The organism is Lichenicola cladoniae, assembly GCF_013201075.1.
In the GTDB taxonomy this organism is placed as follows: Bacteria; Pseudomonadota; Alphaproteobacteria; order Acetobacterales; family Acetobacteraceae; genus Lichenicola; species Lichenicola cladoniae.
The window spans coordinates 4,601,574-4,613,453 of the sequence record NZ_CP053708.1; the positions used below are offsets into that span (position 1 = coordinate 4,601,574).

10 protein-coding genes are annotated in these 11,880 nt (G+C 67.2%); 7 read left to right on the top strand and 3 right to left on the bottom strand.

Features of this window, described 5'->3' with window-relative positions:
• Complete coding sequence (locus HN018_RS20860) at positions 1-1,524, bottom strand: UxaA family hydrolase (RefSeq protein WP_171837004.1); 1,524 nt, start codon at positions 1,522-1,524, stop codon at positions 1-3.
• A gap of 194 nt (positions 1,525-1,718) precedes the next feature.
• Here HN018_RS20860 and HN018_RS20865 point away from each other — a divergent pair, with 194 nt between their 5' ends.
• The 7 genes from HN018_RS20865 to HN018_RS20895 all read left to right on the top strand — a co-directional run bounded on the left by HN018_RS20865 (position 1,719) and on the right by HN018_RS20895 (position 9,907).
• Positions 1,719-2,846, top strand: coding sequence for a sugar ABC transporter substrate-binding protein (locus tag HN018_RS20865; RefSeq protein WP_171837003.1), 1,128 nt, complete (start codon positions 1,719-1,721; stop codon positions 2,844-2,846).
• Positions 2,843-4,420, top strand: coding sequence for a sugar ABC transporter ATP-binding protein (locus HN018_RS20870; RefSeq protein ID WP_171837002.1), 1,578 nt, complete (start codon positions 2,843-2,845; stop codon positions 4,418-4,420). The genes HN018_RS20865 and HN018_RS20870 overlap by 4 nt, the downstream gene beginning before the upstream one ends.
• Entirely contained in the window at positions 4,417-5,400 is a 984-nt protein-coding gene (locus HN018_RS20875; protein WP_204259597.1) for an ABC transporter permease, read from the top strand. Before HN018_RS20870 ends, HN018_RS20875 begins: the two co-directional genes overlap by 4 nt.
• On the top strand, positions 5,397-6,404 hold the full coding sequence (locus HN018_RS20880) for an ABC transporter permease (RefSeq protein ID WP_204259598.1): 1,008 nt from the start codon (positions 5,397-5,399) through the stop codon (positions 6,402-6,404). The genes HN018_RS20875 and HN018_RS20880 overlap by 4 nt, the downstream gene beginning before the upstream one ends.
• 141 nt (positions 6,405-6,545) lie before the next feature.
• Positions 6,546-7,394, top strand: coding sequence for an oxidoreductase (locus tag HN018_RS20885; RefSeq protein ID WP_171837001.1), 849 nt, complete (start codon positions 6,546-6,548; stop codon positions 7,392-7,394).
• 63 nt (positions 7,395-7,457) lie between these two features.
• Entirely contained in the window at positions 7,458-8,834 is a 1,377-nt protein-coding gene (locus tag HN018_RS20890; protein ID WP_171837000.1) for a peptide MFS transporter, read from the top strand.
• A 146-nt stretch (positions 8,835-8,980) separates the two neighbouring features.
• Positions 8,981-9,907, top strand: coding sequence for an oxidoreductase (locus HN018_RS20895; protein ID WP_171836999.1), 927 nt, complete (start codon positions 8,981-8,983; stop codon positions 9,905-9,907).
• A gap of 8 nt (positions 9,908-9,915) precedes the next feature.
• Here the strand turns inward: HN018_RS20895 and HN018_RS20900 are convergent, their stop codons facing one another.
• Complete coding sequence (locus HN018_RS20900) at positions 9,916-10,572, bottom strand: RluA family pseudouridine synthase (RefSeq protein ID WP_338033997.1); 657 nt, start codon at positions 10,570-10,572, stop codon at positions 9,916-9,918.
• Positions 10,569-11,810, bottom strand: coding sequence for an MFS transporter (locus tag HN018_RS20905; protein WP_171836998.1), 1,242 nt, complete (start codon positions 11,808-11,810; stop codon positions 10,569-10,571). The genes HN018_RS20900 and HN018_RS20905 overlap by 4 nt, the downstream gene beginning before the upstream one ends.
• Positions 11,811-11,880: the final 70 nt, after the last annotated feature.

Here is an 11,880-nt window from a genome sequence, read left to right on the forward strand (position 1 = left end):
CTACATCACGGCGCCGATCTGCCACGGCACGAACTCGTTGTCGCCGTAGTCGAGCTGTTCGCTCAGGCTGGGTTCGCCCGAGGCGATCGCCAGGATGCGCGCGAAGATGCGCCGGCCGGCGGCCTCGATGCTGTCGGTACCGTCGACGATGCCGCCGCAGTCGATATCCATGTCATCGGCCATGCGCTGGAACATCGGCGTGTTGGTGGCGATCTTGATGCAGGGAGCGGGCTTGAAGCCGGAGGTCGAGCCGCGGCCGGTGGTGAAGCAGATGATGGTGCAGCCGCCTGCCACCTGCCCGGTCACCGCCGCCGGGTCGTAGCCGGGCGTGTCCATGAACACGAAGCCATGCGCGGTGATCGGCTCGGCATATTCATAGACCGCCTCGAGCTGGGAATGCGGACTCTTGGCGACGGCACCGAGCGACTTCTCCAGGATGGTGGTCAGGCCGCCCGCCTTGTTGCCGTGCGACGGGTTGTTGTTGAGCTCGGCATCGTTGCGCGTCGCATAGTCGCGCCACCAGTCGATCCGGGCGAGCAGCTTCTCGGCGACCGCCGGGGTTGCCGCGCGACGGGTCAGCAGGTGTTCCGCGCCATAGATCTCGGGGGTTTCCGCCAGCACGGCGGTACCGCCGTGCCTTACGAGCAGGTCGGCTGCGTGTCCCAGTGCCGGGTTGGCGGAAATACCGGAATATCCGTCCGAGCCGCCGCACTCGAGCGCCAACACCAGGGCGGAGGCCGGCTGGGTGGTGCGGACCGCGGCGCCGACGGTGTCCAGCATCGAGTTGATCGCCTCGATCGCCGCGGCGATGGTTTTCCGCGTGCCGCCGGTTTCCTGGATGGTCATGGTGCGCAGCAGCGGGCCCTCGGCCAGGCCGCGCGCCTGCATGAATGCCGGGATCTGGTTGGTCTCGCAGCCGAGCCCGATCATCAGCACGCCGTTGACGTTCGGACTGGTGGCGTAGCCGGCCAGCGTCCGGGTCAGATAGAGATAGCCTTCGGTCTTGATGTTGATAGCGCAGCCGCCGCCATGCGTCAGCGCGATGACGCCATCGACGGTCGGGTGGTTGGCGAGGCCGCCCTTGTTGTTGAAATGGTCGGCGACGGCGCGGCAGACGGTGGCCGAACAATTCACCGACGAGATCACCGCGATGTAGTTGCGCGTGCCGACCCGGCCATCGGCGCGCAGGAAGCCCTGGAACGTCGCGCGCTCGGCTTCCGGCAGCAAGGCGGCCGGCTCGGCATCGACGCAGAACTCGTGCGCCAGGGCGAAGTCGCGCATCTCCAGCCGCTCGGTGTGCACGTGCTGGCCCGGCTCGATGTCCTGTGTCGCGGTGCCGATCACCTGCCCGTACTTGCGCACGGTCTCACCGGCGGCGATGCGCTGGATGGCGACCTTGTGACCCCTCGGCACCGGCTCGGACGCACGCAGCCGGTCCGGCTCCAGCCAATCTCCCGGACCGATGCTTTGCCTGGCGACAGCCACGTTATCCCGGGCATGCAGGATGATGATCGAGGACACCATGACGTTCCTTTGGATTTCCGAACGCTGAAGTTCGGGCGGTCCGGCTCGTGCCGAATGTCTTGCGTCCGGCAATTAATGACTTTCGCACGCAAAGCGCAAATTTTTCGTGGGAGGCCGTTGCGTCCGTCCCGTGATCTGCGCAATGGTTCCGGCAGACAGAACCGGCGCAAGTCCGGTCGTTGGGAAACAGATCCATGACCAAGGAAACCGGCATGATCCGCAGCCGTCGCCTGCATATGTCCATCCTGGCTGCCGGGCTGACCGCCTGCGTGGCCGCACCGGCGATCGCCGCGGATGCGGGGCAGTGCTTCCAGCCAGCCAGCAGCACCAGTGGCACGGTGAGCCTGCCGGCCAAAAAGGGTCCGTATCGGATCGCGTTCGCCAACGGCTTCATCGGCAATGCCTGGCGCGTGCAGATGCTGCAGTCGCTGAAGGCCTACGCGTCCCAGCCGGCCGTGGCCGCCCAGATCAAGGAACTGCGCATCGTCAGCGTCGGTACCGACGTGTCGGCGCAGATTGCCGCGATGGACAACTTCATCAGTGCCGGCTTCGACGCCATCCTGATCGACGCCAACAGCCCGACCGCCTTCAAGCCGGTGATGCGTCGCGCCAAGCAGGCCGGCGTGCTGATCGTCAGCTTCGACAACACGCTCGATCGGACCGGCAAGGAGACCAACCTGGTGCAGGTCAACCAGGATCAGGTCGCGATGGGCAAGATGATGGGTGACTGGCTCAACCAGAACATGAAGGAAAAGAAGCACGTCCTGGAAGTGCGCGGCGTGCCGGGCAACAGTGTCGATCGCGACCGGCATGACGGCTTCCGCCAGGCCATGGCGGCGGACCCCGGCATCCAGATCACCGAGGTGGTCGGCAACTGGGATGACGGCACCGGCCAGAAGGCTGTCGCCGACTCGCTGGCAGTGAACGGCGCCGTCGACGGCATCTACACCCAGGGCGGCAGCACCGGTGTCACGCATGCGCTGCTGGACAGCCACAAGCCGCTGGTCCCGATCGCCGGCGAAGGCGAGAACGGCTTCCGCAAGCTGATCGTGGCGAACGCCAAGGATGGCCTGCTGGGCGAGAGCGCCGGACAGTCCCCTGCCCTGTCGGCGGTGGCGCTGAAGGCGGCGATCGCGGTGCTGCAGGGCCAGACGGTTCCCGGCGAAATCCGCGTGCCGATCCCGGCGGCCAACTACAAGACGTTCGAGGCCGGAAAGAACTACTTTCCGGATCTCAGCGACACCTTTTTCGCGGCGCATGACTTCCCGATCTGCGACATCAACATGACGGCGAACGACATCACCGGTCAAAACGCCAAATGAGTGCTGCCGCTTCGTCCTCGCTGACGACGGAGCGGCAGCCTCTCCTGGAGCTCTCCGACATCGTCAAGCGCTACGGGCCGGTCACGGCCCTGGCGAAGGGGATTTTGCGGTGCGAAGCCGGCTCCATCCATGCGGTCATGGGTGAGAACGGGGCCGGGAAAAGCACCCTCATCAAGGTCATCGCCGGTGTCGTGGCACCGACCGAGGGCGAGATGCGTGTCGATGGCGTGCCCGTCCGGTTTCGCGGGCCGGCCGACGCGCAGGAGCACGGCATCGTCTGCGTGTTCCAGGAATTGTCGCTGCTGCCGGATCTCAGCGTTGCCGACAATATCAGCATCACCGCGCCGCCCCGCCGTTTCGGCCTGATCGACCGGCGGGCGCAGAACGCGCGGGCGGAGCAACTGCTGGCCGAGATCGGTTGCGAGGGGATCGATCCACGCGAGCGGGTACGCGACCTGCCTCTGTCGCGCAGGCAGATGGTGGAAATCGCCAAGGCGCTCGGACGGAAGCCGCGCCTGCTGATCCTGGACGAGGCGACGTCGGCCCTGACCGCCGACGACGTCGCGCGCGTCGTCACCCTGCTGAAGCGGCTGCGCGCCGAGGGCATGGCCATCCTGTATATCTCTCACCGCATGCACGAGATCCGCGAGCTTGCCGACACCTGCTCGGTATTCGCCAACGGCCGCCATATCGAGACATTTGCCCGCGGAGAGCGCAGCGAGGACGAGATCGTCCGCATGATGATCGGGCGCGAACTGTCGCAGATGTTTCCGCCGCTGCCGGTCCGCCCCGAGGGTGTGCCGGCGCCGGAGCCGGTTCTGGAAACCCGTGACCTGTCATGGGAAAATCATCTGCGCGGTGTTTCGCTGTCGGTGGCGCCAGGCGAGATCCTCGGGCTCGGCGGACTGGACGGCCAGGGGCAGCGCGAATACCTGTTGGCGCTATTCGGCTGCCTGTCCGGGGTGACCGGCGAGATCCGTATCGACGATATCCCGACCACCCTCGGTAGTCCCCGGCAGGCCATGGCGGAGCCCTCGCGGCTCGCGCTGATCCCGGAGGATCGCAAGACCGAGGGTCTGATGCTGCCGATGAGCGTGGCCGAGAACCTCACCGCATCGACCCTGTCGCAATGGTGCCGCGGCCCGTTCCTGAACCGGGCGCGAGAGCGCGAGGCGGTGCAGGACATCGTCCGGCGCATGCAGATCAAGGCGGTGGTGGATTTGCCGGTGAGCACCTTGTCGGGCGGCAACCAGCAGAAGGTGGCGATCGGCAAATGGCTGCTGGCCGGCCCGCGCGTACTGCTGCTGTGCGACCCGACCCGCGGCATCGATGTCGGCACCAAGCAGGAAATCTACCGGCTGCTGCGCGAGCTGGCCGCGAACGGAACCGCGATCCTGCTGTACACCACCGACTACGACGAGCTGATCGGCCTGTGCGACCGGGTCGCGATCTTCTACTCCGGCCGCATCACCCGCCTGCTGACGCGCGCGCCGGATGGTAGCGGCATCACCGAGGAGGCGATCATTTCCGGGGCACTCGATATCGGCGGCGAAATGCGGGAGCATGTGGCGTGAGTGGCTCGGCGTCCCGGCTGTTCCTGCGTCACAACGCGCTGCCGTTGCTGGCGGGCGCGATCTTCGCCGCCATGTTCGGGCTCTATCTCGCGTTGCAGCCGCACGGCATCCACACCGACGTGCTGATTACCGCGTCCAATAAGGGCGTCCTACTGGCCCTGGTCGCGGCGGCGCAGACCCTGCCCGTGCTCACCGGCGGGATCGATCTTTCGGTCGGCGCGATCGTGGTGCTGTCCAACTGCGTCGCCTCGGTCCTGGTCAGTGGCAGCGGCTTGCAGATCGGGTTCGGCGTGCTGGCGGTACTGGGCAGCGGCCTGGTCGCCGGGCTGTTTAATGCGCTGGCGGTCGTGGTCGGCCGGTTGCAGCCGATCATCGCGACGCTGGCGACCAGCACGATGTTCTATGGCGTGTCGTTGCTGGTGCGGCCGAACCCGGGAGGCAACGTGGACGACGATTTCGCCAGCGCGATGACCGGAGCCGTGTTCGGCGTGCCGGTCAGCATGCTGGTTCTGGCCACGGTGCTGGTCCTGCTATGGATGCCGTTCCGCCGGTCGCTGACCGGACGCGGCGTCTATGCGGTCGGGTCGGCCGAGGCATCCGCGTACATGTCAGGTGTGAAGGTCGTGCGCTCCAAGCTCGCGGCCTATGTAGGCTCGGGTCTGCTGGCGAGCCTGGCGGGACTGCTGTTGACGCTGATCGCGGAGTCCGCGCAGGCAAGTGCCATCCAGGCCGGCGACCTCACCCTGAACAGCATCGCCGCCGTGGTGATCGGCGGCACCTCGCTGTTCGGTGGCGTCGGCGGCATCGTCGGCTCCATTCTCGGCGCGTTCATCCTGCGCACCATCGGCGACCTGCTGTTCGTGCTGAGCGCCTCGCCGCTGTGGCAGCCGCTGTTCCAGGGCCTGATCCTGCTGGTGGCGGTCAGTTTCGGCGCGCTGCCGATGCTGCGTACCCGCAACCGGTTGGAAACCTACCGATGAGCGAGGTGCCGGCGGGTCCGGCCGTCGTCATGGCGCAGTCCCGAAGCCTCATGCTCAAGGACAGGCTGCGCCGGCTCGACCTGCCGCTGGTTGTCGCCAGCGCCTGCATCGTCGCGATCCTGCTGGGCGGCTCGCTGTATAATTCCAGCTTCCTGTCACCGCATTACCTGATCCAGCAGCTGCAGGTTGCGTCGTTCCTCGGCATCGTCGCCGCCGGCGCCATGCTGGTGATCCTGCTGGGCCATATCGACCTGTCGGTTCCCTGGACCCTCACCGCCGGCGCGATGCTCGGGACCGGTCTTGCCGGCAGCACGCTCGGTGGCGTCGAGGCGATCCCGATCGCACTCGCGGTCGGGGCGGGGATCGGCCTGGTCAACGGGCTCGGCGTGGCGTTCCTGCGTGTCCCGTCGATGATCTTCACGCTCGGCGTCAATGCGGTGCTGCAGGGATTGATGGTGCTCTACACCGGCGGGTCCGCACCGGCCTCGTCGGCGGCGCCGATCGTGCGCTGGCTGTCCGGCGGCCAACTCGTGCCGGGCCTGCCGAACGCGATCCTGGTCTGGGCTGCAGCCGGGGTGTTCACCACGGTGTTGCTGCGCGCGACGCCGTTCGGCCGCTCGGTCTATGCGATCGGCAATCGCGAGCGTGCAGCCTACCTCTCGGGCATGCCGGTGAAGCGCATCGTCTGCCTGAGCTTCATGCTCGCCGGCAGCGCCAGCGCGCTCGCCGGCGTGCTGCTCACCGGATACGCCGGCAAGGCGTTCCAGGGCATGGGCGATACCTACCTGCTGCCGGCGATCGCGGCGGTGGTGCTGGGTGGCACCAGCATCGCCGGCGGCCGCGGCACCTACACCGGCACCATCATCGGCACCATCCTGATCGTGCTGCTGCAAAGCATGCTGGCAGTGATGCAGATGCCGGATGCCGGGCGCCAGATCATCTACGGCGCGGTCATCTTCGTGATGCTGCTGCTGTATGGACGCAGCCGCGCAGGCCAGGCGTGACCGGTCGCAGCCCGCCGCTTGCTACCGTGTCCCGTCGATAGACCGGACTAACTCGAGCTGACCCTGTGGCCGGCGATCGTGCAGGGAACCCTGCGGGGGACTCCGGTCGTTCAGGGTCCCACACTCAATCAAGGAGACGACATGGCATCCGAGACATCACCCGTCTGGTTCATCACCGGTTGTTCGACCGGGTTCGGTCATGACCTGGCGAAGCTCGTGCTCGCACGCGGCTGGCGTGCCGTCGTGACCGCGCGTGATGCGGAGCGCGTGAAGGAACTGGTCGAAGGCGTGGACGAGCGTGGCCTGGCGCTGTCGCTCGACGTGACGGAGCAGGGCCAGATCGATGCCGGCGTGAAAGCCGCGCTGGACAAGTTTGGCCGCATCGACGTGCTGGTGAACAATGCCGGCTACGGATACCAGGCCTCGGCCGAGGAGGGTGTGGACGCCGAGATCCGCGCCCAGTTCGACGCCAACGTGTTCGGCCTGTTCGCCATGACCCGGGCGGTGCTGCCGACGATGCGCAAGCAGCGCTCGGGCAACATCATCAACATCACTTCGGTCGCCGGCCTGGTCGGGTTTCCGGGATCCGGATATTACGCGGCGAGCAAGCATGCTGTGGAAGGCTGGTCGGATGCGCTGGCGACCGAGACGGCGCCGCTCGGGATCAAGGTGACCTGTGTCGAGCCGGGACCGTTCCGCACCGACTGGGCGGGACGCTCGCTGAAGCAGACCCCGAGCACGATCGCCGACTACGCAGACACCGCCGGCAAGCGTTTGAAGAGTACGTCCGACATCAGCGGCAAGCAGGCCGGCGACCCGGTCCGCGCCGGCGAGGCGATGATCCACATTACCGAGATCGACAATCCGCCGCGTCATTTCGTGCTGGGCCGGTGGGGCCACGATGCGGTGCTGAAGCAGATGAAGGAACGCGTGGCCGAAATCGAAGCCTGGCGCGATGCCGGCCTGGCGGCTGATTTCCCTGGTTCGTAGCAGACTTCTCCCGGCCGACGCCTGCACCGATACGAGACGTCGCTTTTTACGAAGGCCGGCTTCATGAAGCCGGCCTTCGTTCAATCAGGAAACGACCGGTCCTTCTTCGGTCATCCGCGCGGGCTGGCGGTGCTGGCTCTCACCGAGGGCTGGGTCGGCTTTTCGTTCTACGGCATGCAATCGCTGCTGGTCCTGTACATGACCGGGCAGCTGCTGCGGCCCGGGCATGTCGAGCACGTGTGGGGCTTCGGCGGATTCCGCGCCATGCTCGGGGTCCTGATGGGGCCGCTCACCGGTGCGCCGCTGGCGTCGGCGATCATGGGCCTCTACGCCGCGTCGATCTGGGCGACGCCGATCCTGGGCGGGCTGGTGGCGGACCGCCTGCTCGGCCGCACCCGCACCATCGTTCTCGGCAGCGTGCTGATGACCGCCGGACATTTCCTGCTGGCGTTCGATGCGAGTTTCCTGATTGCGCTCGCGTGCCTGATCGCCGGCAGCGGGTGCGCCGGCTGCCTGAAGGCGCAGGTGGGCGCGCTCTACGGGCCTGCGGATGCCAGGCGCCCGGACGCGTTCCAGCTCTACACCCTGTCGGTCAGCGTCGCCGTGGTGCTGTCGCCGCTGGTCTGCGGGACACTGGGCGAGCGGTCTTCCTGGCACCTGGGCTTCGCCGCTGCCGGGGCCGGGATGCTGATCGGGCTGCTGACCTACCTGGGTGGGCGGCGCTGGCTGCCACGCGAGCCGGTTGCTGGTCGTGCGGCAGGAATCGTCACACCCCCGTCCGGACTGTCGGGGTCCGACAAGCGCATCCTGCTGGTGCTGGCAGCCATGCTGCCGGTGCTGGCGATGGCATCGGTCGGCAACATGGAAATCTTCAACGGCTACCTGCTGTGGGGCCAGCAGAACTACGCCCTGTCGTTCGGCGGACAGACCATGCCGGTCAGCTGGCTGCTCTCCCTCGACGCGTTCTTCGGGATCGGCACGCTGCTGTCGTCGATGCTGTTCTGGCGCTGGTGGGAGCGGCACCGGCGGATGCCTGACGAGATCGTGCGGATGGCCGGGGCGAGCGTGCTTCTGATGCTTGCACCGCTGATCCTGGCGCTGGCATCGTTCGAGGCAGGCGGGCACAAGATCGGGCTCGTATGGGGCGTCGCCTTCCATCTGGTCAACGATTTCGGCTTCTCGAACTTCTATCCGGTCGGGATGGCGCTTTATTCGCGGCTCGCTCCGCGTGCGTTGGGTGCCACGGTCGTCAATGGCTTCGTGCTGCACCTATTCCTGGCCAACTTGCTCGTCGCTCGCCTGGCCGGGCTGCTCGGGCAGATGTCCGGAACCCGGTTCTGGCTGTTGCATGCAGGGCTGATCGGTCTGGCGGCGATCCTGATCGGCGTTTTTGCGATGCTGTTCCGCAGGATGCTGGCACCTCCGCACGCTACCGCATGAGCCGATTCCGGTGTCGGGCTTCGGCTCTGCCCGGGCAGCAGAAGCGGCTGGTGATCGCGGGTCCGGAGCGCGACCTGCTTCTGCATCTGGCGTTGTCGTGATCGCCGTGCCCATGCTGGCGGCACGAACGACGAGGAGACGGACCGATGGCCGACTGGACGCTTGCCGACATGCCCGACCAGACCGGTCGCATCGTCATCGTGACCGGTGCCAGCAGCGGCATTGGCGCCGAGGCGGCGCTGGCGCTGGCCGGCAAGGGTGCGCACGTCGTGCTGGCGGTTCGTGACCAGGCGCGTGGCGATGCGACGCTGGCGCGGATCCTCAAGCTGCACCCTGCTGCACAGGCCGTGGTGTCGCTGCTCGATGTCGCCGATCTCTCCAGCGTCAGGGCTTTCGCCGCACGCATGGAGACGACGTTCCCGCGGATCGACGTCCTGCTGAACAATGCCGGGCTCGGAATGCAGTCGGTTCGCGCGACGACCGTCGATGGGTTCGAGCGTCAGTTCGGCACCAATCATCTCGGCCATTTCGCACTGACCGGCCTGCTGATGCCACTGCTGTTGCGCGCTCCGGCACCACGCGTGGTGGCGATCAGCAGCATCGCCCACCGCCGCGGGGCAATCGATTTCGACGATCTTCAAGGTGCGCGCACTTACAATGGCAGCAAGGCGTACAGCCAGTCGAAGCTCGCCAACCTGATGTTCATGCTCGAACTCGACCGGCGTGCCCGCATCGTGCAGTCGCGGCTGATCAGTGTGGCTGCGCATCCCGGCATCGCCACGAGCGGCTTCATCAATGCGATCGGGATGCCGCGTCCGGCCGCGGCCGCGATCAATTTCGGCGTCGGCCTGCTGGGCAACGATGGCGCCCGCGGCGCCCTGCCGGGCCTGTATGCGGCGACGATGCAAGGCGTCAAAGGCGGGCAGTATTTCGGGCCGGACGGATTCAAGGAGATCCGTGGCGCCCCGAAGCTGGGGAAGATCTCGACGCACGCGCTGGACAAGGAAGCGGGCCGCAAGCTCTGGACCGTGTCGGAAGACCTGACGCACGTGGTCTACCCGCCACTCGCCTGAACCCGGTCCTAAATAGGACGATAGCCGCAGGCCCGTAGCGCATCGATCATGTGCGCAGGCGGCTGTGCCGTCGCCGAGACCGGCGGATCGAGCGGCAATAGGATCGAGCGGGCCAGCAGCTGCAGCCGGCCTGCCGCCGACGGCTGCGGTCCATAGACCGGGTCGCCGAGGATCGGCCATCCGGCCACGGCGCAATGCACGCGTGCCTGGTGCGTGCGCCCGGTGAGCAGGCGCAGTTCAACCCAGGCGAGCCCCGGTGCGCGGCCGAGCACGCGCCATTCGGTATGCGCCGGCTGGCCCTTGGGGTCGGCGCGCATGGCCCAGCCATCCTGGGTCACGTGCTTGGCGAGCGGCCGGTCGACCACGCCGGTCTCCGCCTCGGGGCCATCGCCGACCACCGCCCAGTAGGTCTTGGAGGCACGGCCTTCCGCGAAACAGGCCTGTGCCTGGATCAACGGCGTCTTGCGGAGTGCCACGACCAGACAGCCGGCGGTGTCGGTATCCAGCCGGTGCGCCAGCCATGGCCCGTCCTTGCGCTTGCTGAGGAGCGAGAAACAATCCTCGATCGACTCGCCGCCCCGGGGCCCGGGATGCACCGGCAGCCCGGCCGGCTTGTCCAGCACGACGAAATGGATATCCCGGAACAGGATCGGCGGGACGATCAAGCCGTCCGCTCCCGCGCGTGATCCAGGTTCGGCAGCAGCACGGTCAGCATCCCGAGGGCCGGCAGGAAGGCGCAGGCGCTGTACACGAAGTCGATCCCCCTGACGTCCGCAAGCACGCCCAGCACGGCGGCACCGAGACCGCCCATGCCGAATGCAAGCCCGAAGAACAGGCCCGCCACCATCCCGACCCGCCCCGGCAGCAACTCGGTCGCGTACACCAGGATCGCGGAGAAGGCCGAGGACAGCACCAGCCCGATCACCACGCTGAGGCCGATGGTCCAGCCGAGCCCGACATGCGGCAGCGCCAGGCTGAATGGCAGGACCCCCAGGATCGAGACCCAGATCACCGCCTTGCGGCCGATCCGGTCGCCGACCGGACCGCCGATCAGCGTGCCGGCCGCGACGGCGCCGAGGAACACGAACAGGTCGGTCTGGGCTTCCATGGTTGACAGGCCGAACCGATGGATCAGGTAGAAGATGTAGTAGCTGGTGAAGCTCGACAGGTAGAAATATTTGGAAAACACCAGTGCGATCAGCACGGTCATGGCCCCGGCGACACGGGCCTTGCTCAGGCCGGTACCGCCGGCCTTGCCGCCGCGCGGGCCGGCAATCGGCTGTGCCGCATACCAGCGGCCGACATAGGCCTGCAGCACGCCGCCAAGCACGGCCAGCAGGCAGAACCAGCCGAGACTGGCCTGGCCCAGCGGCAGCACGATGAAGGCAGCCAGCAGCGGGCCGAACGAGGTGCCGAGATTGCCGCCGACCTGGAACAGCGACTGCGCGAAGCCATGCCGGCCACCGGAGGAGAGCCGGGCGATCCGGGAAGATTCCGGGTGGAAGATCGACGAGCCGATGCCGAGCAGGGCGGCACCCACCAGCAGGTGTGCGTAGGTGTGGGCCAGCGACAATCCGGCCAGCCCGGCGAAGGTGAATGCCATGCCGGCGGTCAGCGACCAGGGCAGCTTGCGCTTGTCGGTATAGTGCCCGATCAGCGGCTGCAGCAGCGAGGCGGTCACCTGGTAGGTGAAGGTCAGCATGCCGATCTGGCCGAAGCTGAGGCGGAAGTCGCGCTTCAGCAGCGGGTAGATCGCCGGCAGCAGCGCCTGCATCGCATCGTTGAGCAGATGGCAGCCGGTGATGACCAGCAGGATGGCGAACGCGGCACGCGCGGCCGGGTCGGTAGGAGTGGACTGCGTGGCGGCAGGCCGGTCGGCGGTGAAACCCTGGCTACGGTTCATGAGCGTCCGTCCTTGCGGCTTTGCCCGCTCTTATGGGGCAATGCTGCGCCGCACAGGAATAACGGAGGGC